The organism is Flavobacterium sp. N1736 (genome assembly GCF_025947065.1).
Taxonomy (GTDB): domain Bacteria; phylum Bacteroidota; class Bacteroidia; order Flavobacteriales; family Flavobacteriaceae; genus Flavobacterium.
On the sequence record NZ_CP109994.1, the window covers coordinates 1,026,811 to 1,051,192 of the forward strand.

The 24,382-nt window shown below is 33.9% G+C and carries 25 protein-coding genes; 5 read left to right on the forward strand and 20 right to left on the reverse strand.

Annotated elements, in window-relative coordinates:
- Positions 1–96: 96 nt before the first annotated feature.
- From OLM54_RS04465 to OLM54_RS04515, 11 genes are all read right to left on the reverse strand, one after another.
- Positions 97–705, reverse strand: coding sequence for an Abi family protein (locus tag OLM54_RS04465; RefSeq protein ID WP_264537400.1), 609 nt, complete (start codon positions 703–705; stop codon positions 97–99).
- 49 nt (positions 706–754) lie between these two features.
- Positions 755–940 (reverse strand): Abi family protein, encoded by a 186-nt coding sequence (locus tag OLM54_RS04470; RefSeq protein ID WP_264537401.1) that lies wholly within the window; start codon positions 938–940, stop codon positions 755–757.
- A 218-nt stretch (positions 941–1,158) separates the two neighbouring features.
- Complete coding sequence (locus OLM54_RS04475; RefSeq protein WP_264537402.1) at positions 1,159–1,407, reverse strand: hypothetical protein; 249 nt, start codon at positions 1,405–1,407, stop codon at positions 1,159–1,161.
- Positions 1,408–1,740: 333 nt separating this feature from the next.
- The gene (locus OLM54_RS04480) at positions 1,741–2,130 is read right to left on the reverse strand and encodes a RidA family protein (RefSeq protein WP_264538610.1); all 390 of its coding nucleotides are present in this window, start codon (positions 2,128–2,130) and stop codon (positions 1,741–1,743) included.
- 319 nt (positions 2,131–2,449) lie between these two features.
- The gene (locus tag OLM54_RS04485) at positions 2,450–3,013 is read right to left on the reverse strand and encodes a Crp/Fnr family transcriptional regulator (RefSeq protein ID WP_264538611.1); all 564 of its coding nucleotides are present in this window, start codon (positions 3,011–3,013) and stop codon (positions 2,450–2,452) included.
- 228 nt (positions 3,014–3,241) lie between these two features.
- Positions 3,242–4,396 (reverse strand): acyltransferase family protein, encoded by a 1,155-nt coding sequence (locus OLM54_RS04490; protein ID WP_264537403.1) that lies wholly within the window; start codon positions 4,394–4,396, stop codon positions 3,242–3,244.
- Positions 4,397–4,498: 102 nt separating this feature from the next.
- Entirely contained in the window at positions 4,499–4,774 is a 276-nt protein-coding gene (locus tag OLM54_RS04495; RefSeq protein ID WP_319802323.1) for a LytTR family DNA-binding domain-containing protein, read from the reverse strand.
- A 17-nt stretch (positions 4,775–4,791) separates the two neighbouring features.
- Complete coding sequence (locus OLM54_RS04500; RefSeq protein WP_264537404.1) at positions 4,792–5,400, reverse strand: hypothetical protein; 609 nt, start codon at positions 5,398–5,400, stop codon at positions 4,792–4,794.
- A 237-nt stretch (positions 5,401–5,637) separates the two neighbouring features.
- Positions 5,638–8,775: a T9SS type A sorting domain-containing protein gene (locus tag OLM54_RS04505; protein ID WP_264537405.1), complete on the reverse strand. Its 3,138-nt coding sequence runs from the start codon at positions 8,773–8,775 to the stop codon at positions 5,638–5,640.
- 49 nt (positions 8,776–8,824) lie between these two features.
- Positions 8,825–9,586: a LytR/AlgR family response regulator transcription factor gene (locus OLM54_RS04510; protein WP_264537406.1), complete on the reverse strand. Its 762-nt coding sequence runs from the start codon at positions 9,584–9,586 to the stop codon at positions 8,825–8,827.
- Positions 9,587–9,699: 113 nt separating this feature from the next.
- Positions 9,700–11,634 (reverse strand): tetratricopeptide repeat protein, encoded by a 1,935-nt coding sequence (locus OLM54_RS04515; protein ID WP_264537407.1) that lies wholly within the window; start codon positions 11,632–11,634, stop codon positions 9,700–9,702.
- Between the two features lie 262 nt (positions 11,635–11,896).
- Here OLM54_RS04515 and OLM54_RS04520 point away from each other — a divergent pair, with 262 nt between their 5' ends.
- From OLM54_RS04520 to OLM54_RS04530, 3 genes are all read left to right on the forward strand, one after another.
- The gene (locus OLM54_RS04520; protein WP_264537408.1) at positions 11,897–12,805 is read left to right on the forward strand and encodes an oxidoreductase; all 909 of its coding nucleotides are present in this window, start codon (positions 11,897–11,899) and stop codon (positions 12,803–12,805) included.
- Between the two features lie 19 nt (positions 12,806–12,824).
- Positions 12,825–13,793 carry an SDR family oxidoreductase gene (locus OLM54_RS04525; protein WP_264537409.1) on the forward strand — a complete coding sequence of 323 codons (969 nt, stop codon included), beginning with the start codon at positions 12,825–12,827 and terminating at the stop codon, positions 13,791–13,793.
- Positions 13,794–14,236: 443 nt separating this feature from the next.
- Positions 14,237–15,016, forward strand: coding sequence for a helix-turn-helix domain-containing protein (locus OLM54_RS04530; protein ID WP_264537410.1), 780 nt, complete (start codon positions 14,237–14,239; stop codon positions 15,014–15,016).
- Positions 15,017–15,054: 38 nt separating this feature from the next.
- Here OLM54_RS04530 and OLM54_RS04535 read toward each other — a convergent pair whose 3' ends face one another.
- The 9 genes from OLM54_RS04535 to OLM54_RS04575 all read right to left on the reverse strand — a co-directional run bounded on the left by OLM54_RS04535 (position 15,055) and on the right by OLM54_RS04575 (position 21,726).
- Positions 15,055–15,462 carry a response regulator gene (locus tag OLM54_RS04535; RefSeq protein ID WP_264537411.1) on the reverse strand — a complete coding sequence of 136 codons (408 nt, stop codon included), beginning with the start codon at positions 15,460–15,462 and terminating at the stop codon, positions 15,055–15,057.
- Position 15,463: 1 nt separating this feature from the next.
- On the reverse strand, positions 15,464–15,547 hold the full coding sequence (locus tag OLM54_RS21705; protein ID WP_413614473.1) for a hypothetical protein: 84 nt from the start codon (positions 15,545–15,547) through the stop codon (positions 15,464–15,466).
- A complete protein-coding gene (locus OLM54_RS04545; protein WP_413614464.1) occupies positions 15,517–16,671 on the reverse strand; it encodes a sensor histidine kinase in 1,155 nt (384 codons plus the stop codon). The genes OLM54_RS21705 and OLM54_RS04545 overlap by 31 nt, the downstream gene beginning before the upstream one ends.
- A gap of 50 nt (positions 16,672–16,721) precedes the next feature.
- The gene (locus OLM54_RS04550) at positions 16,722–17,021 is read right to left on the reverse strand and encodes a circadian clock KaiB family protein (RefSeq protein ID WP_264537412.1); all 300 of its coding nucleotides are present in this window, start codon (positions 17,019–17,021) and stop codon (positions 16,722–16,724) included.
- Complete coding sequence (locus tag OLM54_RS04555) at positions 17,022–17,324, reverse strand: circadian clock KaiB family protein (RefSeq protein WP_264537413.1); 303 nt, start codon at positions 17,322–17,324, stop codon at positions 17,022–17,024.
- Positions 17,325–17,330: 6 nt separating this feature from the next.
- Positions 17,331–19,004 (reverse strand): circadian clock protein KaiC, encoded by a 1,674-nt coding sequence (gene kaiC, locus OLM54_RS04560; RefSeq protein WP_264537414.1) that lies wholly within the window; start codon positions 19,002–19,004, stop codon positions 17,331–17,333.
- 188 nt (positions 19,005–19,192) lie between these two features.
- On the reverse strand, positions 19,193–20,431 hold the full coding sequence (locus OLM54_RS04565) for an RNA polymerase sigma factor (RefSeq protein WP_264537415.1): 1,239 nt from the start codon (positions 20,429–20,431) through the stop codon (positions 19,193–19,195).
- 64 nt (positions 20,432–20,495) lie between these two features.
- Positions 20,496–20,831, reverse strand: coding sequence for a YciI family protein (locus tag OLM54_RS04570; RefSeq protein ID WP_264537416.1), 336 nt, complete (start codon positions 20,829–20,831; stop codon positions 20,496–20,498).
- Between the two features lie 442 nt (positions 20,832–21,273).
- Positions 21,274–21,726 (reverse strand): carboxymuconolactone decarboxylase family protein, encoded by a 453-nt coding sequence (locus tag OLM54_RS04575; RefSeq protein WP_264537417.1) that lies wholly within the window; start codon positions 21,724–21,726, stop codon positions 21,274–21,276.
- Positions 21,727–22,196: 470 nt separating this feature from the next.
- Between OLM54_RS04575 and OLM54_RS04580 the strand changes: the two genes are divergently transcribed.
- Both OLM54_RS04580 and OLM54_RS04585 read left to right on the forward strand, forming a co-directional pair.
- Complete coding sequence (locus OLM54_RS04580) at positions 22,197–23,654, forward strand: glycosyltransferase (protein WP_264537418.1); 1,458 nt, start codon at positions 22,197–22,199, stop codon at positions 23,652–23,654.
- 309 nt (positions 23,655–23,963) lie between these two features.
- The gene (locus tag OLM54_RS04585; protein ID WP_264537419.1) at positions 23,964–24,356 is read left to right on the forward strand and encodes a response regulator; all 393 of its coding nucleotides are present in this window, start codon (positions 23,964–23,966) and stop codon (positions 24,354–24,356) included.
- The last annotated feature ends 26 nt before the right edge of the window (positions 24,357–24,382 follow it).

Here is a 24,382-nt window from a genome sequence, read left to right on the forward strand (position 1 = left end):
ACATTCCTTATGTTTAATTATTTTAAGTATAATTACCTGAAAAACAGTAAATTGTAAGAAGATTACTATTTGGAAAAGATAATATTATATTTGGTTTTAAACTTTTTTAAAAATTGGCTGTTCTTTCCATTTCGGAGGAAATCCCATTTTATAAATTGGAGTATTAGGAAATTGATTTAATAAATCAAATAATTCTTGTTTTAAATTATTTCCAGGACTAATTATATCATTAATATAGATAATGGCTGACATAATTGGAAACACTTTTTTTCGTCTTTCAGTGTCAGGAAAGTAATTCAATAGAGGGAAACGTGTATTTGACGGCCAACTGTATGCATTAATCATTACCCTATTCCATAATCGGCTATGATGTGCAATCATATTTCTTATAAAGGTTATTGTTCGCAACCAGCTAGAGAAATCTTTTGAACTATTTAAGCCAAATTCATTTGCTATTTTTGATTTTTCAGCTAGTTGAGGCTTTAAATTACTGTATAATTTAGATAAAGTATTTAAGGTTACAACTTCCAAAGCTTTCCAGCTCTCAGGTTGTTCATTAGGATGATTAACCGCATGTTTTACTATAAATTCTTCACTGCTATCATTTATGTTTTCTAATATTTTATCCAAAAGCTCATCAAAATGCAGTTTTGAATGAAAATGATTTTCATTCAAATACCATTCTGCTCCGTAAGCTAATGACATATGGTAAATAAGCTTTGTTCTCAAAGCAATTTCAATTCTTTCTATAGCATTAAATAAAAATTATACGAAAGTGACGATCAAAATTATAAAGATCTATAACGTCTTCAAAAAATACATTTTCCTGAAAAAGGTGATCATCGTAATCTTCTTGCATTTCCCACCAATATCCTTTCAAACGATAATAGCTTATATTTGCCAAAAAATGAGTTGCTTTTGAAATATCATGAAATTTCATTTCACGGCTTTCTAGCAATTTTATCTGATCTTGTATAGATTTCGGTATTTTAGACAATACTTATTATGAGTTTATTAGTGAAGAAAACGGGAATAGATTAAATAAAAAGACCCGCAAGCTGTTCTCATGGGAAGCTGTACGGGTACTGTTAATGCAAAGATACAATTTTAAACAATATTTACAATGCCTAATTGTATTTTTATGAGTTTCACCAAAGTTTAACCTTTGTAGTTATTTTCTATAATATCTTTTACACTTTTTATAAAGGTTTCAGTGTCTTTAACTTCTTGTTTAATATATAAATCGTATTCAGATAATTTATATTGTTCGATCATATCTTTTTTCAAAAATTTTATCATTGATTCAAGACTTCGGGTGTCATTTTCGTGATTTTTTTTCAGTTCACGTTGTTTGCTTTCCAGATAATTTAATGTCTTTTTTAATCTTTGAAGGTGTAATTTGTCCACGTTTATGATCTTCTTAAAATTGAATAAAAAATAGACGATAATTCAGGAATAAGATAAAATTCAATGTGTTTCCAAAAAACGCAATAATGAATTGAACTTTATCTCGTTATTGAACTTATCTCATTCAGAAATATCGTCTTACCTCTACATACGTTTAAATTGAAAAATTGGTTTTAATATTATTTAATAATTCTCAAATTTTTTAATTGTTATTCAGGTAATTATCTGAAAATCAAAAGTTTATTTGTTTTGTGAAAATTTATTTTTTAAGCAAAAAATAAGCTGTGTCTAATTTTATAACAGACACAGCTTATTTTAGTTTTTTCTATTGAATTATTTTACAACCGTAGCTTCAAATTCAACTTTCAAAGTTTCAAACAAACTTTTTACTTCCATTAAACTTGTGGCTTGCTGAACTCCGTGTTTGGCAATCCAATCCTGAATGATGTTGAAATGTGGCCAAAGGTCTGCAGTATTGGTCGTATAAATTGTCAGCCTAACAATTCCTTTGGGTTCGTATCCGGCTTTTGCGATTACCTGTTCCAGATTATTCAGGGCAAGTTTTATCTGTGATTCCATGTTTTCATTGCTCGAAGTTCCGTCAGCGTTTACGGCGGCTTGTCCGGAAACATACAATGTTCCTTCCGGATTTTTTACTTCAACGGCTTGGTTATAGCTGCGTTCATTTTGCCATTCCCAGGGATTAATTACTCTTTTTTCCATTTGTTTAGCTTTTTTAGTTTGTGCCAATATTGGCATCGCTGTTAATAATAGTAATGCTAAAATTTTTGATGTTTTTTTCACGATTACAGTTTAAAATTGATACTGCAAAGTTGTGCATAACATGCAGAAAGAGGTCTTGACATTTCTCACGATTATAAAGTGAGTTATGTCACATGGAAGAGTTAGGAGGTTAAAAATTAAAAATTAAAAATTAAAAATTAAAAGTTAAAAGTGAAATGTATTAATGAAATCTGCAAATCTGCGTGAAACAAATTTTTCAGTCCTTTGTTAACTGAGACTGAGACTAAAAACTGAAACTTTAGGAAGATAGACGACTCAGCGTTTCGCGAGATACGCCAAGATAAGAGGCAATTAAGCTTTTTGGAACGCGCTGAAAAAGTAAAGGATATTGTTTTAAAAGCTGTTCGTAGCGTTCTTTAGAATTTGAAGTCTGCCAGGAAATAATACGGCGCTGCGATCCCAGAAAACCAAATGTGGCTTTCTCAAGAAAAAAGCGTTCCATTTTTTGCAAACCGTCGCAAAGCTTTTTATAATCTTCAAGCGTACAGCAAAGAACTTCAGTATCTTCCAGACATTCGAGTGATAATGTGGCTTCGGTTTGTGTGAAAAACGCATAATAATCGCTTTCCCACCAATCTTCCATGGCAAAAGAAACAATGTGCTGTTTGGCAGAATTATCAGTATAAACAAGCTTTAAAAGTCCCGAAATAACAAAATAAAAATACTTTACCGGATCGCCTGCCTGAATAAGAAATTGGTGTTTCTTAAACTTTTTAGTCGTAAAATGAGACGCTACAAACGCAAACTCATCATCCGTAAGCGGAATTACTTTTTCGATATGTTCTCTAAGATTTGCCTGCATAAGTAGGGGCAAAGTTATTGAAATTTTTTTTGTCATTTCGAACAAGAAATCACACGAGAAATTCCGTAAAGAGAATCGCCAATCTTTGCAGAGTTACGCATGTGATCCTTCCTCCGTCAGGATGACAAGATTGGCGATTATCTTTGTCTAGTTACGCGTGTGATCCTTCCTCCGTCAGGATGATAAGATTGCGCTGAAAAAAAAGAAATCGTTTTTTGATTGATGATTTTAGATGATTTTTTTAACGCCGGGAATCAATACCAGCAATCCGCCCAAACCGAAACTGCCTGCGACTATCAATGGTGAAACTACAAGAAGTTTTAGGGCAGGATCTACTTGCCAGTTTCTTACGGCTAATGTGAATGCGACAATTACTACGGGATGAAAAATATAAGTTGCAAAACTGTAACGCGATAATTTGGCAAGTAATGGCGTTGATTTGTTCCATTTTGTTCTTCCTTTTATGAGTAAAACGGTTAAAATTGAAAGTCCGATCCATTGTTCCCAAACGGCGTAAAGGAGTTGTTGCCAATGAAAACCTCCGGAATACCATTCTACGGGCATTTTTACAGTGAGTCGGATAACAAAAAATACAATGAAAAAGGCAAGACATAACCATGAAGAAAGGGTTAGACGTTTTCTGGTTTTTTCGGACAATTCGTTGAACCAATTGTTTTTGGCAGCCAATAATCCAATCGTGAAAAAGGCGATGTATTGTGGGAAATGACCTAATTGAAATCCGAATGGTTCCAGAACCCAGCCTACGGGAAATACAATTCTAACTGCGAAACTTACAAGTCCTAAAACTACTGCAAATAAAAGTATGGTTCGTGATGTGGGAACGGGCAATGTGTTTTCGAAACTGATTTTGAAAACGGTTTTTAAGAGTACAAAAATAAAAGTAAATACAAGCAAAGCGAGAACAAACCACATTACGCCAACATCTATCCAGGTATCGTAACCGCTTAAATACTGCAAAAAAGTAATATGATGTTTTTGAGCGAAATAATACACGAGATAACTGGTAAATGGAGAAATAACAAGAGAATAAAATACTAACGGAATTCCTAATCGGATGAAGCGATCTGTTATGAATTTAAAAGTGCCTTTTTTGGTAAATGAAGCTTCGGTAAAATAGGCGGCAAGCATAAAGAAAAAGCCCATAAAAAACGACTGATTGACACTGATAAACATTTTTACGGGAATAAGAACGCCAAAAATCGTGGTTGGTTCTGTATAATACCATCCGTCTGAATTGCTGTAGGCTATAAAAGTGTGGTGCAAAATGACCAATATGGTCAATACTATTTTGATGTTGCTGATGTAAATAAGCTTATTTGGCTGTTGCACTTTTGCTAACAAAGCTGTGTTTTGGGTTGTCATAATAGATTTGATTTAGTGTTTGTGATGGTAAACGTACAACAAGAAAATGCTGTTGTAATTGACCATGTTATCACTAACTAGCTTTTGTGACGAACAACAAGCTTAGGCTATCTGCAGGCTGCGGAGTTGATTGTAACAGTTATTGAAACTCTCAATCTGGTTTCGGGAAACGGGAACTTTTGCATCGGTATTATGAAAAGATAAAAGGTAACCCTGAGAATTTCCGCTTACTTTTTCGATCTTAAACATATTGACTAAATAGGTTCTGTGGCATCTGAAAAAATGCGGATAATGGGCGATTTGTTTTTCGAATTGTGTGAGCGAAATTCGTTTGAGTTCGACAGTTGCTTCTTCGTTGTTTGATTTTGTGATTTCGATATAATTACCATCGGCTTTTACGAATAGTAAATCTTCCGGTTTAAGGTAAAATCATCTTGCTTGACTTGTGTATTGATGAAAAGGGAAGAAGTAACTGCGGGTTTTTCTGTTTCGTTTTTTAGCGGAACAAACTGAAGTACAAATGGCGAACCTTTTTTAGACTTGAAATAAAAGCCAGCCATTCTGAGGAAAAAATAAAAAAGGATTCCCGCCAGAAAGCAGTTTCGAATTTCTTCATACAAATAACGCCAGGACCAGTTATTTGGATTGGTATAAATGAAATCGCGCATTAAAAAACTGGCAATTCCGGACAAAAATAAAAATAGACCAACGTGAAAATATTCTTGTAATAATGTCCATTTTTTAAGCTGATTCCGTTTGATGTAATTGTATGTTCCAAAATATAAAAACAAGATTAATGCAGGCGAAAAAGCGTGAAAAAAGCAAATCAGAAAATAATTAAGTTTAAATTCTGGTTCGTAAACCCCAAACGGACTAAACAATAAAAGGAACACAAAAATCGAAGCAAATACAATCGCCGAACTATTCAGAAGATTTTCGGACTGATATCTTGTCGGATATTCGATTTTCTTAATTAAATGTTCTTTGTTAATGTAAAATCCCATAGAATAAATGTGCTTTGTCCGGGATTAAAAGTACAAAAATAGTTGTTATGAAAACGGGTTTCATAGCCCAGATAGAAGCGATATCCTTTTGTGCCGGGGTTCGGCATAAAAGATAAAGCGGATAGCTGGAAATAGCTCCTGAAAAAATTGATAATTCAAAAAAGCCTCCTAAAATCTAATGATTTCAGAAGGCTTTTTAAATGCGGAATACGAATTACCTAAATTTATTGCTATAATTTATTCTTTAATTACTTTTTCGACTTTCATGCCATTTTCAGTAGTGATTCTGATAAAATAAAGTCCGTTTGGTTTGTTCGAAATATCAAGCTGCGTATTGTTATTGCTTTCTATTTTGTTTTGCAGGATTCTTCCCTGAACATCAAACAATTCAACGCGTTTTATGGTATTATCGCAATTTATCGATACGTTTCCTTTGGTAGGATTTGGATATAATGCCACACTTTTATCCACCTGATGATCTTTAATTCCTAAACTTTTAAAAATAGTTTCGGCTTTATTGGTTTCGATTGGCGCATTATAATCAAAATAAATATCGGCTTCTTTTCCAACTTCATCTCCGGAAATAAGATTATCGCGTGTTTTAATTTTGAATAAAATACTTCCGTGACCTCCAACCGGTGGATCTTTTGCAACACTCAAATTAATATTCGGAAAAATAAATTCGGCTATATTTCCATGAATATTAATCTCTGACGGATGCGATGTATTCTGTACTTGCAAAGAATTAATGTCATATTTCGTTTGATCGACAACCACTTTTACCACTATATTTTCTGCAGGAGCGGTTCCTGTATTTTCAAAATTAATTACATAATGCAGGTAATCGCCAATCGTACTTGGAGAAGCGCTTTTGCCCTCAAGACACGTTATGTCGTTAGGATCGTAAGAACCGATAACTACCTGATTGAAATTGAAGACATTATCTGCCGGATTAATATCGCCTGCAATTGGATTTATGGTTGCTGTAAAGTTTAAAACATCATCTAAATTTACCGGAGGCGTTTGCGTTGGTGTATTAATGTCTAATCTAAAATAATAACTTCTGCTTTCAAAAGGAAGTAAATTACTGTAATTCCAGCCTAATAATCCCGGGTTTTGTACATCTGCAGGTATCGCTGCCTGAACAAAATGCATCAGGTTTTGATTGTAGGTAAAATTAAAACTTCCGTTTGCGGTTTGATTTCCTTTGTTTCTAATCACGATTTGATACCACGCCATAAATCCGGGTCTTGCAGGAACAATGGGCACAATTACAATTTCGACATCGTTTTGAGATCCGTTTGCATTAATACAAAAATCCTGCGTAACAACATGATTATTAGTGTCTGTAAATGAAAGCAGCGGCGTAACTGGTGAAATATTGAATAGCGTTGGATTTTCAAGATGCGGTGTTAAAGCGAAGTTTCCTGTTCCGGTATAAAAAGTATATTTTCCGTTTGCTTTTGTAAAAGTTTCGCTTTGCAGAGATCCATTGTTAAGCCCTATTTTTACATTTGACTGTTTTGCATCTAAGGCATCGCAGCCATTATTGTTAAGGTCAAAAGCGATTGTGCCTGTAATGGTATTATAAGTTCCGCCGGGTGTAAAAGAACAGTACGAATTGACTTCAACATTTGACAAGCCTAAACCTAACAAATAGAATTTTGTGGTGTCGATATTGACTTCATCCTGACAAACAAAAGCCAGATTTGTGTTGGCACTGCCCAAAAATAACGTTTCGTCTTTTCCATTTTTGGCAAAAATCATTTTTAGATTCGGGTTATTACTTGCAGATAAACTCTGAAAATTTGGTAAGCCAGAAATATCAATTGTTTCTAATGCGCTCCCGTTAACGTTTAATGTATTGATATTTGGAGTATCAGAAAAATCTAAGGCTGGAAGAGCAGTTTCAACACAAAAAAGAGAAGTTAAAGCACTGCAACCCGAAAGATCAAGAGAAGTAAGATTATTATAACCGCAATCTAGGCTTTTTAAATTGGTTAAACCAGCAACACTTAAAGAGGTTAACGGTGCTTTTTCAAGAGGTTTTCCGTTTAACGAAAGTGTTTCAAGTGCCGTACAGCCTTGTACATTTATATCATTTAATGCGTTACTAACAGTTCCAATATACGTTAATGCACTACAATTAGAGAAGTTTCCGGTTGCAAGTGTAGTTGTTGGCATATTCAGGATTGATAAAGCGGTGCAGCCTGAAAGATTTAAATAACTCATTGGATTTAGATCTATATCCAGAACTTGAATAGTAGTGTTTCCTGAAAGATCCAGAGACGAAATTTGATTCTGACTTAAAAGGGCTTTTCTCAAATTATTTGTTCCGGTCAGGTTTAAATTCGCAATAAAATTTGATGAAGCCTGAACTTCTTCAAGGTTTGGCGAACTGCTTAAATCTAATGCTGTTAATTGATTATAAGTACAATTTAAAAAAGTAAGTGCCGTACAACCCGTTAATGGCAAGACACTTAAAGGATTATTTTGTATATAAACTTCTTTCAAAGCGCTGCAACCAGACAAATTTAAAGATGAAATGATGTTATCAGGCATTCGCAGATATTCCAGGCTCGCACAGTTTGAAAAATCGGCAGCTTGCATTTCCTGCATTTGTGAAAAAGTAGATTGCGGAAAATTTAGCAATGTACAGCCCGAAGCATTTATTGACTCAAAATGAAGATTATCTTCGATTAAAAAAGTAGTTAATTTTGTTAATCCTGAAGCATTAATTGAAGTTAACTGATTGTTTACAGCGTTAAAATACTGCACATTTGGACAGCCCGTTATATCCAGCGATGTCAAAACATTATCGGCTACATAAAAATTTTCCAAAAGTGGCAAATTGCTGACATTTAAGGTAGAAAAAGCCGGGTTTTGCTGTGCTACAAAAGTAATCAGATTTGGATTGTTTGAAAGAGTTAAGGTCGTCATTAACGGGTTTTCCATAAAAGTGGCGCCTGTTAATCCGTTCATTCCTGAAACTGTCGCTGTTACCAAAGTTGGACTTTTAACAAAAATCGTTTTCAGGTTTGGCATTGCGCTTAAATTGATCGAAGTAACGCTTATTTCTCTAAAACCCATTTCGGTTACGTTTGTAAAACCTTCAATTCCCTGAAGGTTTGTTACCTGCGGAGCATTAAGACCTTCTATCCAAAGTTTGTCAATTAATGCCGCTTCTGAAACCTGAATCTGATTATCAAAATTGGTGTCGATTCTTGTCACTGCAACTCCGCCTGAAAAGGCCGTAAAGTTATTCGAACCGCCATTTACAAGCATGTTTTTTAGTATTGGATCTGTAAAAGTTAGTATCTGGGCGTTTACCATTCCGGTAAGCAGAAATACCATTAAGAGTAATTTTTTTCTCATAATTGATTATGGTTTGAGTTGTTCGTTAGAAATTTTTGGGGATGATTTTTTAAAGTGAGTTGATTAATTCCTGTAATTTTTCTTTTTTGCTCTGCGCAATCGGAATATTGGCATTATCCGCCATAATCACATATCCGCCATCTGTTTTTATATATGATTTCAGATACGATAAGTTGATTAAATGCGATTGATGAATGCGTTCAAAACCGTGTTCTGCAAGCAATTCTTCATATTCCTTGAGTGTTTTTGATATCAAAACAGGTTTATGGTTTTTGATGAAAAATTGGGTGTAATTTATTTTGGCTTCGCACCGAATAATATCCGAAACTTCAAATAAATGAATTCCGTCGCTCGTTGATAAAGCAATTCTCTTGAAATTGTCCACTTTTTTGCGAATGTTTTCGAGCAATAAATCGATGTTTTCAAATGAATTATTTTTCCCGACTGCTTCTTTTATTTTGGCCATTGTAAGCTGCAGTTCTTCGGGATCAACGGGTTTTAGAATAAAGTCTAAAGCACTAAATTTAAAAGCTTTCAAAGCATATTGTTCGTGCGCGGTAATAAATACAACATGCGATTTCAGTTTTCCGTTTGCTTGCGAAAGACGTTCCAGAATATCAAAACCGGTTCCGTCTGTTAAATGAATATCCAGAAAAATAACCTGCGGACGCAATTTTTCTATGGCAGCAATTCCGGTTTTTACACTTTCGGCTTCGCCAACAATAAAAATGTCATTAGTATAACGTTCTAAAAGCGCTTTCAGACCCGTTCGTAAATGTTTGTCATCGTCGATTAATAATGCTGTTATCATGGTTTTGATATTTGGTATTTAGTATTTTGGTATTGACTTTTAATATTGCTATTTGATATTGATATTGCTATTTGATATTGATATTGATATTGATTTTTGATATTGCTTTTTGCCTACGGTATATATTGAATTGGCAGGTATAAAGTAACTTTTGTTCCTGTTTTTTGTTGTGCCGAATTTAATTCGATAATCTCTATTTTTGCCGATTTTGATGTGATCGATTCCATAATCTTGAGGCGTTTTTTTGTAATATCCAATGCCATTGACTGATGTGCGGTAACGGAGTTTTCTTTTAAAAGTTTCGATTCTGATAAACCTATTCCGTCATCGATAATTGTGCAGATTAGTTGTTCCTGCTGAACATCAAAATTCACGCTTATTTTTCCTTTTCCTTCTTTGGGAACCATGCCGTGCAAAATCGCATTTTCTACAAAGGGCTGAATCAATAAAGGCGGTAATCCCATATTAAATTCTACGTTTTCTGTTGATTGAATTTCGAATTCAAATTTGTCATGAAAACGAAGCTGTTCGAGTTCGAGATAATTCTGCAAACTCTCGATTTCTTTATCAATTGGAATTAAGGAACCTTTGGAATATTCGAGCGTAAGACGCATTAATTTTGAAAATTTAGAAAGATATTTTAAGGCAGAATCTGTTCCGTTTTGTACAATAAAACTCGAAATAGAACTGAGGCAATTAAAAACAAAATGCGGATTCATTTGCAAATGCAGTGCTTTCTGTTCGTATTCTGCCACTTCTTTTTTTAGTGTAAGCTGGCGTTTTACCTGCATTCTGTTGTAAATAACCAAACCTAAAACAATCAATAATAAACCTCCTAAAATAGAAAACACAACGAACTGAATTTCTCTTTTGTGTGATTCTGAAAGTATTGCTTCTTTTTTATGGAATTCGTAGTTCATTTCGGCTTTGGCAAACTTACTTTTCGTTTCCTGATTGTTGATGCTGTCGCGGGCAATGATGTAGTTTTTGTAATGCAGTAAAGCGGCTTTCGAATCGTTTAAAGATTCATACAATTCGCTCAGTAATTTTTCTGTATGAAAGGTTTGATCCTGCACGCCAACTTCTTTCGCATACGCTAATGATTTTAAAGCAAACGGAAGTGCTTCATCGTATTTTTGCTGTTTTTGCAATAACAAACCTATATTAAATAAAGCAAGAGAACCGCCAAACTTATTTTGAATTTCGTCGTATAAATGCAATGATTTATTATAATAATCAAGAGCGAGATCTTGATTGTTTTGTTTGGCGTAATAATCTCCCAGATAATTGTTTAAAAGAGCAAAACCGCGTTTATTGCCACTTTTTTCAAAACCTTGTTCTGCTTTTTTATAATAGTCAATCGCATTTTGATATTCGCCCAATTCAAAATAAATAACGCCAATATTAGTGAGTGTTATGGGCGCATTTTCTTCGCCAAGACTCAATTGTATTTTATAAGCTTCTTTTAAATAATACAAAGCTTTCGGGTAAATTTGCTGAGATTTATATACCGTTCCTATATTGTTTAATACTTTTGAAATGCCTTGCTTTTCCTGAATTTCCTGATATAATAGTAATGCTTTTTCATCATTTTTTAAAGCCATAACATAATCGCTTTGTTCGTAATAAACCACTCCTGAACTGGCATACGAACGTGCCAAACCTTTTTTATACTGTTTTTGATCAGGATTTTGTTTCAGACTGATTTCAAATTCGGTTTGGGCATTTTTAAAATATTTTATGGCAACAGGATAATTTCCCAAAATAATAGAAGCGTTTCCTTTATTGGTAAAAGCAGTTGCCAAACCAAAATTATAGTTTGCTTTTGTACTTAAAACGGCTGCTTTTTGAGCGTAGAATAATGTCGAATCAGGATCGATTTCTTTATATAAATCAGCAATTGTATTGTAGTGATTAATCTTTGAAGTATCGATTTTAGTAACACGCAAAATTCTTTTCAAACTGTCTATCTGACTATTTTGAGCATGAACAATGCCGCCAATACATGTACATAATAAGAAAACGGTTAAGCGGAATTTGGGATTCACGTGGTTCTGTTTTTGGTTGTTGTGTGACAAATGTATAATTTGTTTTCAACTATTTTAACACCAATTATTATTTATGCCGTTTTGATTATTATTTGATTGTTTTGGCTTATTTAAGAAAAATGAAAAGTGAAAGATGGATTTTTCCAAAGGAATGCTTTGCTTATAATATGGACTTTTAAACAAAATAAACTTGAACTTTTAAACAAACCTTGACTTTCTCAATATCCTGACCTTTGTCGTATAATTTTTAATTCAGATAAAAATGTGGACAAAAGAAAATATCACGGATCAATCAGGAAAAACAGTGCTTGTTACGGGAGCCAATACAGGAATTGGTTTCGAAACTGCATTGGCTTTTTATGAAGCCGGAGCTAACGTTACGATTGCCTGCCGAAATAAAGACAAAGCCGAAGAAGCGATAAATAAAATGAAGGCAATAGGAGGAAAGGGCACTTTAGAAATTGGAGTTCTCGATCTTACGAGTTTAAATAAAATCAAAAACTTTGCCGATGATTTTAAATCAAAACATCAAAAATTAGATATTCTTGTTAATAATGCGGGCGTTATGATGCCGCCGCCAACTACTACAGATGATGGTTTTGAATTGCAGTTTGGTGTGAACTTTTTAGGACATTTTGCTTTAACGGCGCATTTGTTTCAATTATTAAAACAAGCTTCAAATGCCAGAATTATGACGCTTAGCAGCGGTGCCGCAACTTTGGTTGACGGTATTGATTTTGAAAATTTAAGATTAGAAAAAACATATGATGCACAACGCGAATATGGAGTAAGTAAACTGGCAAATGTTTTGTTTGCTTTTCAATTGAATAAAAAACTAAGCGTTTTAAACAGCACCATTATTTCTGTGGCAGCGCATCCCGGTGTTGTTTACACCAATTTACAGCGTCATATTCCAGCAGATATTTTACAAACTGCTTTTGCACAATTTAAAGAAGTTTCTCAACCCTGGCAAGGCGCTTTGCCGTCGCTTTTTGCTGCGACAGATTCGACGGTAAAAGGCGGAGAATTTTATGGTCCTGATGGCGAAAAAGAATATACCGGTTATCCGGCACTTTCTAAACACACTTCAAAAGCGATGCAGGATCAAGAACTTGCTGTAAAACTTTGGGCATTTGCAGAAGAAATTACAGGTTTACAATTTCCTTATTAATCAATTAAATAAATATAAAATGTCAAATTCAAATAAAACGGTTCTTGTAACCGGAGGTTCAGGTTATGTAGGTACACAATGTATTTTGCATTTATTGCAGGAAGGTTATACAGTAAAAACAACGGTTCGTTCGTTATCAAAAAGCGAAACTGTTCTGGAATCTTTAAAAAGCGGCGGTATTTCATCTTTTGAAAAACTAAGCTTTTTTCAAGCCGATCTTAATAGTGACGCTGGCTGGAACGATGCTGTAAAAGATTGCGATTATGTATTGCATGTTGCGTCTCCTTTTCCTGCGCAACAGCCCGAAGATGAAAACGAATTAATTATTCCGGCTCGTGATGGTGCTTTAAGAGTTTTAAAAGCTGCTCGCGATGCAGGTGTAAAACGATTGGTATTTACATCTTCGTTTGCGGCGATTGGTTATAGTATAAAAGATCAGGATCATGTTTTTACCGAAGAAGACTGGACAGATCCAAACGCGCCAATTCAGCCTTATATTAAATCTAAAACGATTGCCGAAAAAGCAGCCTGGGATTTTATCAAAAACGAAGGCGGAAATTTAGAATTTACGGTAATTAATCCCGTTGGAATATTTGGTCCGATTCTGAATAATAATGATTCAGCATCCGTGCAAGTTGTTATTACAGGAATTCTAAGCGGAATGGTGAAAGAAAGTCCTGATTTTACTTTGGGCGTTGTAGATGTTCGCGATGTGGCTGATCTTCATATTAAAGCCATGACAAATCCTAAGGCAAACGGCGAACGCTTTTTGGCAACTTCAGATGGTGTTGTGAGTTTTTACGATGTAGCGCAGCTTATTAAAAAAGAAAGACCGGAATTGTCAGGGAAAATAGCGGACATTAAACCAACAGCGGAATCGTTTTATATTACCATGTCGAATGAAAAAGCTAGAACAATTTTAGATTGGAAACCAATAACAAAAGAAGAAGCTATTTTGGCAAGCGTTGATACAATAAAGATTGATTAACTTTACACATAGTTTAAAAGTTTTTTTCTCGCAGATTTGGCAGATTGCTTCGCCTGTTCGCTATCGCTCGGGTGAGCAGATTTATTTAATCTTTTTAATCCTTTAATTGTGGCTAAATATTCTAACACATAGAAACATAGGTTTTATAGTTTGTAAAAGAATATAAAAAGAAACCAGTTTCTCACACATAGCTATGTTGTTTATGCGAATGAAATGCCTTTTTTAAGTTTACAATAACTATGTTTCTATGTGTTAGAATTAACATCAAAAGTTTAAAATATTTAACACATAGAAACATAGGTTTTATAGTTTGTAAAAGAATATAAAAAGAAACTAGTTTCTCACACATAGCTATGTTTGTTTATGCAAATGAAATGCCTTTTTTTGAGTTTACAATAACTATGTTTCTATGTGTTAGAATTAACATCAAAAGTTTATAAAAAATGAAATTTAACAACATACAATCCTGTCATCTTGGTCCCGACATTTCTCCTGAACAATTTATTCAGGAACATTTCTTTTTGTTTTTATTGAAAGGTTCCATGATTGCTTATGATGGAAAAAAGAATTATCAAATGAAAGAAGGCGATTATTGCGTTGCCCGAAAAAATCATCTTATTCGCTATACAAAACACAAAGAAGACGGCATGTTTGAAAAAGTCATTATCATTTTTGATGAACCTTTTTTGAAGAAATTTCTGGAAAGACATTCGTATTCAACGTCTGTTTTTGGCAGCGACGATGCCTTTTTGTTTGTTAAGGAAGACAAACTAATTCATAATTTTGTACAATCGTTAGAACCATATTATAATGGATCTGAGGAAATTGATGTGTCTTTTGTAGATATTAAAAGAGAAGAATTACTGATTATTCTTTTAAAGAACAATCCTGATTTAGCAAACGTGTTTTTTAATTTCGGAATTCCGGAGAAGATTGATCTGGAACAATTTATGAATAAAAACTTCAGGTTTAATATTAGTTTGGAGCGGTTCGCTTTTTTAACCGGAAGAAGTTTATCGACTTTTAAAAGAGATTTTCAAAAAACATTCAATAGCAATCCCGGAATCTGGCTAACGAAAAAACGTTTGGACGAAGCTTATTTTCTGATTAATAATAACAATCAAAAACCAAGTGAAATCTATCTGGAAGTTGGTTTTGAAGATTTCTCCCATTTCTCTTTTGCCTTTAAAAAACAATTCGGAAAATCACCAAGTTTATTATAAAAAAAGAGCTGATTTTATAATCAGCTCTTTTTTATTTACTATTGTTGTTCGATAATTTTAATAATTTGTTTCGGAATTTCTTCAAAACCTTCAATAGAATACGGTTTAATGAGGTAGGCTTTTACCCCAAGCAAATCACATTTTTCTTTATAAGCAGGATTTATACTGGTTGAATAAATAAAACAGGGAATAGTTTTGAGAACATCGGTATTTAATATTTCCTGCAACGCTTCGATACCGTCAACTATGGGCATATTAATGTCAGTAAGAATAACGTCGGGAACTTCATTTGAACTATTTTTTAAGTAATTTAAAAGTTCTTCACCATTCGAAACCAGACTAACCTTATCAAAATTTGGATTTTTTTTAAAGATTTCAGTGATTACGTCAGCATCGTCTTCATCGTCTTCGGCAATAATAATATGTAGATTATTTGATTTTATCATTTTATTGTATTGGGAAATAGAGATTAAATGTGGTACCCTCGTTCAGTTTACTTTCTACAGTAATATTTCCTGAATGGTTTTCCATGATTTTTTTGCAAATAGAAAGCCCAATACCGTTTCCGGAATATTCATTCCTGGCATGTAAACGCTGAAATATGGTAAAAATTTGATAAGATGGTTTTTTTCCATTCCAATGCCGTTGTCTTTGATCTGAATTTTCACAAATTTATCAGCCGGTTTACCATCTTCAGATTCAAAATAATCGATTTGATAAATTTCTATTGTGGGCGGAATATCCTGTTTGCTGTATTTAATGGCGTTTGAAATTAAATTAGAAAAAAGCTGCCGCATTTGTACTTTTGAAGCTTGTAATGTTGGCAATTTTCCAATTTGAATTTGGGCTTTTTTATCATTAATTATAATTTCCAGATCCTCGCTGACTTCGGCAATTATATCCACTAAATTTATTTGCGTGCGTTCTTCCTGTTTTGTATGCGACGAATAATTGACCAGATCATCTACAAGAGAGTTTAATCGTAAAGCCGATGATTTCATTACGCTCAGGAATTTAGTATCTGTTTCTGAAAGCGCATCGGTATTAATTCTTTCGTTATACATGACTATTTTCCTGAGCGGTTCTTTAAGATCGTGCGATATAACATGAATAAATTCCTCCAGATTGGTATTAATTCGGTTTAATTCGTTAATCTTTTCTTCGAGTTCTTTTTGATGCTGTATTAAGGCATTTTCGTGTTTTTTCTTTTCGGTTAAATCAGTTACTACAATACCCAATCCCTGAACGGCAGGTTCAAGATCTGTTACAGATATAGACGCCGGAAATGTCCTGGTGCTGTAATTGGTTTTAAATAAAATTTCGTGTGTCGAAATACCGTATTTGAGCGCTTCGATAAGAGAGCCAAAATGATCAGAGTTATTAAAATATTCGTGTAAATAGTTTCCAATTATTTTTTCTGAAGGCACGCCAACAAGTTCCGAAAAATAATCGTTGCAGTACAATATCAAACCATTTCGGGAAATACTTAATGCGCCTTGCCTGAATTTTTCAATAAGCAGCCTAAAGGTATAATCTGCTGTTTCAAGTGAGTAAAGCTGCGGCACTCCGTTATTGTTGACTACCAATGCATCGACATCTCCAACTTTTATGGCTTCAACAATACTATTTGACTCAAAAAGTTCTTCTTTTAACATTGCTATCTCTTGTAGCAAAGACTCAATATGTTTATTATTATCGCTCAAATTTATTCACTTAAATTTAGTATTTTTAATACCTTTTCCTTGTTTGACAAATCACCTAAAATGATTCGTCTGGGCGCAGGACTTACCTTAATTAATGTTGGTATTGCTACAATTTGATGTATAACAGCCTGTTCTGTATCACGACTTATGTCTATAATTTCTAATTCGTAATTGTCTGCAAAATATTTGTCACATATTATTCTTAAATTTTCTATTGCATGCCCTGATTTTACAGACATACCCGAAACAAAAAGCACGAACTTATGATTTTCTGGTTTTGTAACATCAGATGAGTTGTTCATTTATAACGCTTTTAAGGGTTTAATATTGAGCCCCACCAAAACTCTTTCTTCATTAGAAAGATCCCCGATTATTTTGCGAATAGGTTCAGGAAATTTTCTAACCAAAGTAGGAACAGCCAAAATTTGATCGCCTTCGGCCAATTGTGGACTTTTAAGCAAATCTATAATTTCAATACTGTAAATTCCTTTCAGATGCTCTTCGGCATATTTCTTAATATTTTCTAGTGCTGTAATCGATTTTGGCGTTTGCCCTGCGATATATAATCTCAACTGCCATTCGGCTGCTTCAACTTCTTTTTTCATCGTATGCTATTTTTTCTTAGAATTCAGTTTTTCCTGTAATTCCTCAGTGGCTTTCAGAATACTCAATTCTTCTTCTGCCGATTCAAATTCATTTTTAAGCGCTTCTATATTTGCTTCAAGAACCTTGCGTTTGCGCTCAATTTCTCTGTCTTTTCTGTTAATTTCGTTTTGTAATTTAATATCAGAAATTGTTTTCTTGAACTGATGCGATTTTCTTGCCGAACCGGTCAGTATTCCCTGCGGACCTAATTCTACATCCAGCAATTCAATTCCTTTATTCGTAATTACAAATTCCCTAACCTGATTCGAATGTCCCATTCCGCGTGATTTAACGATAAATACTCCACGGTTTCTTTCACCAATTCCTTCCATATCGCGCACGGTAATCCAGGTATCTACTAATGAAGACACAGATTCTTCGGCTAGATCAGGTCTGAAATTATCGGTTTGTTTGTTTAAGGAAGTAAAAAGTGCCGTAATATTATTTGCTTTCAGCATATCTATAAGCCTTACAAGCATCGAACGTACTTCCTGCTCGCTGCCCACATTGATAAGATTACTGATAGGATCAATAATTATCGTAGTGGGTTTAAACTCCTTAATCATTTTTCTAAGCGTAAGCAAATGCAGCTCAAGACCGTTTAATGAAGGACGTGAAGAATGAATTTGCAAACTGCCTTTTTTAATATATTTTTCAAGGTCAATACCTATCGATTTCATATTACGAACCAGTTGCTGCGGAGATTCTTCGAAGGCAAAATAAATAACACGTTCGTTATTTTCGCATTGTTTATTTGCAAAATAACAGCCCACAGTAGTTTTTGCCGTTCCTGCGGTTCCTGAAACCAAAATATTGCTGCCGCGATAAAAACCGCCGCCCTGAAACATATCGTCTAATCCGGGAACTCCGGTTGGAACAATATCCGAAGAAACTTCATTATCCAGTTTTAAAGAAGTAATAGGAAGAACCGAAATCCCTTCTTCATCAATTAAAAACGGATATTCGTTTGTACCATGCGTAGAACCTCTGTATTTTACGATTCTTAATCTTCTGGTCGAAACCTGTTCGATAACACGGTGATCAAGAACAATAACACAATCAGAAACATATTCTTCCAATCCCTGACGTGTAAGTGTTGCTTCGCCGCGTTCGCCTGTAATAATGGCGGTTACGCCTTTGGTTTTAAGCCAGTGAAATAATCTTCGCAATTCAGCACGAAGAATCGCCTGATTATCCAGACCTGCAAATAAAGATTCGATAGTATCAAGAACAACTCTGGTTGCTTTTATAGAATCGATCGCATGTCCTAATCTTATAAATAAACCATCAAGGTCATATTCGCCCGCTTCTTCAATTTCAGATCTTTCAACTCTTACGTGATCTATAACCAGCTTTTTCTCCGCTTTCAGTTTTTCGAGGTCAAAACCAAGAGATTTCACATTTAAAGTAAGGTCATCCGAAGGTTCTTCAAAAGACATGAAAACGCCGGGTTCGTTATACTCTGTAATTCCTTTAATAAGAAACTGCATCGACAACAATGTCTTTCCACAACCGGCACCGCCACAAATTAATGTAGGGCGTCCTTTTGGAAATCCGCCGTTTGTAATTTCATCCAGACCGTCTACTCCCGTAGGACTTTTTGGAAATTTAAAACTATGTAAATTTGTTTGTTCTTGCACGATATAAAAATTCTGTTTACTCAAATATACGTTTTCCCTGAATATTTTTTATTAACATTTATTAAAGATTTAACAGCTGTTTAAATAATTTTGAGGGCATTTTTTCTAAAAACTAGCTTATTTTATCAATAATATAAAGATTAATATAAATACCTTGAATCGTTAATTGAATGTAAGAATTTTTTAAATTAAAAAGAAGAAAGTTGCTGAATATTTTTATTGATGATTTTTTTATCAGCCTCAGTTTTGGCTAAGCCAAGAGCCGTTTTAAAATGCGCATTGGCTTTTTTATTATCAATATCAGTATATAGATTTCCGAGTAACGAAAAATAGAAGTGATTATCGGTTAAATTTAGTTTTTCTGCCTCGATAATGGCTTCCGGTTTGCCATTTACTTTTGATAAGGCATACGTGCGGTTTAAAGCGACAATTGGTGAATATTCTAAAATAATAAGGTTATTGTACAATTCCAGAATATGCTGCCATTTTTCGACAGTATCTTTTTTTTGTGTGTGCCAATATGCAATTCCGGCTTCAAGATGGTATTTAGAAATTGTGTTTCCCGTAGATGATTTACTAAGAAAATAAGTTCCTTTTTCGATTAATTCCTGATTCCAAAGCGATTCATCCTGATCCTGATACAAAATGATTTCACCGCTTTCTGAAGTTCTGGCTTCAAATCGTGAAGAATGAAAACACATTAACGCCATCAAAGCATTCGTTGCCGGTAAATTTGTGGTTTCGTTCTGGATTAACAAATAGGTAAGGCGCATCGCTTCGGCACAAAAATCTTTGCGTAATGTGGTATTTTGCGAAGTCGAATAATAGCCTTCCGAAAACAGCAGGTAAATGGTTTTTAAAACTGTTTCGATCCGGTCATTAATTTCTGCCGAATTCGGGTGCTGAATTTTTATGTTTTCTTCTTTAAGTTTTTCCTTTGCGCGATTGATTCGTTTATAAATTACTTCTTTGTTCGACAAAAAAGCATCCGAGATTTCATTGATTCCAAAACCGCACAATAAGTTCAGTGCAAGTGCAATTTGTGCTTCGTTTGAATTACAGGGATTACAAACCGTAAATATCATTGCCAATTGACTGTCGGCAATATTTTGTTCAGATAAATCGATCTCTGTTTCGGGATTGTTAAGAGGTGTATTGTATTTTATTTCGGTTACGATTTTCTTTTCGAAAACATCATTTCGCTTAAAATAATTCTTGGTTTTATTTTTGGCAACGGTATAAAGCCAAGCCGTGGGATTATCAGGAATTCCCTTAATAGCCCAGGTTTCTGTCGCCGCAAGGAAAGTATCACTCACAATATCCTCGGCAATTTCGATATGATGAATACCAAACAGATTACAGAGTACCGAAACGATTTTTTGATATTCCGTTCTGAATAAGTTTGGTATGAGTTCTTTGTTTTCCATAAAATGCGAAAAGACACAAAATGCGCTTAATCTAAAATCAAATATCTAAAATCTAAAATCAATCTCAAACCGCCATTCTAATTTCTACATTTCCGCCTAAGTCTAAAATAGGGCAATTTTGTGCAATTTCGGCAGCTTCGTCATAATCTTTGGCTTTTACGGTAATCATTCCGCCAATAGATTCTTTGATTTCTGCGTAAGGTCCGTTTGTAACGTTTTTATGAGTTACAATTTTTCCCTTTCCATCCCAGCGTTGCAGTGGTCTTGCGAGTTTATCCTGTGCGGCGAGACTTCCAAACCAGTTTTGCCATTGCTGAAAATGCTGCTGCATTTCTTCGGGAGAAGGCTGTATTTCTTTTGTTGTAAAATCTCTTCTGAAAATTAATAAAAATTCATTCATTGTTTTATGTTTTTTTAAATTATGTGTTCAAATATTTTTTCACGCAGATTTTTTTCTCATTTTTGTCATCCTGACGGAGGAAGGATGACAAACTAGCCGCAAAATGATAAAAAATCTGCAGAATCTGCGAGAACTTAAAAATTTTTCACGCAGATTTTAAAAAAATCCAAGCAGATGCACGCAAATAATCATCCAAATTAAATCTGCTCAATCTGCAGAATCTGCGAGAACTTAAAAACTTTTCACGCAGATTTTAAAAAGATTTAAGCAGATATGCGCAAATAATTATCTAAATTAAATCTGTTCAAATCTGCAAAATCTGCGTGAAATAAAAATCTATTTAATCCTTTTAATCTGTGGCAAATATTAAAAAAAAAGCTGTTTTTTATTGAAGACATAAATTTAATCTTTTACATCATATAAAAAAAACAGCCTTATTTTATTATCCAAATTGTCCCACTCTGTAAGATCCCACATTATTTGGGAAAGCCAGATTCATGCGGTTCCAGGTATTGATGGTTGTAATCGCTAAAGTCAAGTCGATTAATTCTTCATCAGAAAATTGAGTTTTTGCTTCAGCATAAATTTCATCCGGCACGTTGCAGGCTGTTACGGCTTCGGCCCAAGCAAGAGCTGCTCTTTCTTTTGGAGTATAAAAAGGAGTTTCTCTCCAGGCACTTAAACCAAATAAACGCTGTGGAGTTTCTCCGGCTGCCAAAGCTTCTTTTGAGTGCATGTCTAAACAATAAGCACAGCTATTAATTTGAGATACTCTAAAATCTACTAAATCAATTAAAGATTTTTCAAGCCCTGATTTTTTCAAATGAGCGCTAATTCCAAATAAAGTACCTAACGCTTTTTGACCTTTTTCGAATACATTAATTCTAGTTTCCATTGTGTATAATTTTAAATGTTATACCCTAATGACAACTGAACTTTCAGGATTGGACAAAATTTTGAAAAAAAATTAAAAAATATTTTAGAAGATGAGTTTTTAGAGGAATATGTAGCTTAAAATTGAACGCGGATGAAGCGGATTCGCTAAAGCGAAAACGCGGATAAAAACAGATTCATTCATTTTATAAACTAAAAAAATCAGTTTTTATCCGCGTTTTTACGAAGTAAATCTGTGTCATCCGCGTTCTATTTAAGGTAAAATGTGTGTAGTGTATACCAAAACGTGTAAAAAGTATACACACTGTTTTTTGCTAATGTTAGGTAAATCGCTCAATTCCAGTTAAAAAAGATAATGGCATGTTGGTTGCTAAATGAGATAATGTGTTTGTGTAAACAATTTTCTAACAACAGCACATAAACCGGATTTAATAAAAGCCTTTAGATAAAAAATAAAAAACAGGATACAATATGGAAAGTGAAACAATTATCTCAAACCAATTTTATACTTCAAGCGACGCACATACTGACGAACAAATTATAACAAGTTCCATTTTTCGTATTAATAACGATACTACCTCAAAAAATATTGCACAAACATCAAATCGATTAAATTTATTTGTACTTGCAGGTACTTTTTTACTAATGTTTGCAGGTGCTTTTGCCGTTTATTTATTACAAGACGATTTCGATCAGTTTCAATTAGACCGAATTGACTCGACATGGGGATTTCCTTTTTTAATTGTTACGGCGTTATTGTTTTTCTTTCAAACAGGCGCTTTCTTTTATAATGTTTACCTTTTTTTCCGTTACAAACCAATCGAATCTGTTAGCGATGAATTATTGCCAACAACTACGATAATTGTTCCTGCTTACAACGAAGGAAAATTAGTTTGGGATACTTTGCTAAGTTTGGCAAACAGCGATTATCCGGAAGAAAAAATGCAATTATTAGCTATCGATGATGGCAGTAAAGATGATACCTGGTACTGGATGCAGCAGGCAAAAATAAAATTAGGAGATCGTTTAACGATTTTTCAACAGCCGGAAAACAAAGGAAAACGTCACGCATTATACCGTGGATTTGAATTGGGAACAGGAGAAATTTTTGTAACCGTAGACAGCGATTCTATCGTTAAAACAGATACGTTACGAAACTTAGTTAGCCCGTTTGTTACCAATGAAAAATGTGGAGCAGTGGCAGGAAACGTTCAGGTTTTGAATAATAAAAAAGCAATTCTTCCTAAAATGTTAAACGTAAGTTTTGTAATGAGTTTTGAATTCATGCGTTCTGCCGAAAGTATGTTGGGTTCTGTACTTTGTACTCCGGGTGCAGCTGCAGCGTATCGTAAAACAGCCGTTTTTGGATGTCTTGAAGAATGGATCAACCAAACTTTTATGGGACAGCCTTCTGATATCGGCGAAGACCGTGCTATGACCAACATGATTTTAAAACAAGGGCATCATGTATTGTTTCAAAGAAATGCTACTGTATTAACCAATGTTCCTGAAGAATATACCGGTTTATACAAAATGTTTATCAGATGGGCGAGAAGCAATGTGCGTGAAAATATTGCAATGTCTAAATTTGTTTTTACCAATTTTAGAGAAGGATCTAAATTTGGTTCAAGATTATTGCTTATAAACCAATCCATGAAAATGCTAATGTCTTATCCATTTTTATTATTCATGTTCTTTTTCATTGCCGTTCACCCAATATTGTTTTTAAGTTCGACTTTATTAAGCATATTAATTGTATCGAGTTTTCCGGTATTGTTTTATGCTAAAAGATATAACTTGTCTGAATCTCTTTGGGCATATTCATACAGTCTTTTTTACACATTCAGTTTATTCTGGATTACACCTTATGCAATCGCAACAGCAAATAAAAGAGGCTGGCTGACACGCGGTTTAACCGAAAAAAAATAAAACTCTCTAAATAAAAACTGCTTTAAAATTAGAATAGATTATTTGTTTGTAAGACTCCTGCCCATAAAGCAGGAGTTTTTTTTGATCTTATAACCAACAGTTTTATCAAAATATTTATTTCAATAGTTATTAGTTATATTAATAATTAAATTATTACATTTGGTATAAAGGACAATAAGCATACAAATTTTATTTATTGGCATCATAATTTTTTCTATAAAATGAGGCTTAATAATACCACAAAAACGAAGAGAAACAGGCTTAACATAATCGTTAAAATCCGGTTCTCGAAAATTTTAATTAAGACCAATGGCATATAAAAAATTTCTTCAAATAGATGATGATTTAGATGATTGCGAATTGTTTATGGATGCGCTTAATGCGATTTCCAACTCATCATATACAGGAATCAATGATCCTGTAGAGGCTTTTCATAAGCTATTGATGCAGGAAATAAAACCAGACGTAATTTTTCTTGATCTTAATATGCCTGTTATGTCCGGTTTAGAACTTTTAACCGAAATAAAAAAACAGGAAATACTAAAACAAATACCTGTTATTATTTTTTCTACTTCACAACTTGAAGATATTATCTGGGAAGCCAAGCAACTTGGAGCATACGATTACATTTCAAAACCAAATAATTTTGATGCTTTAAAGCAAATATTAAGGAAGTATGCCTGTGAAGTCAAGCATGCCTAAATTTTTAATTTCTTCGAATTATATGA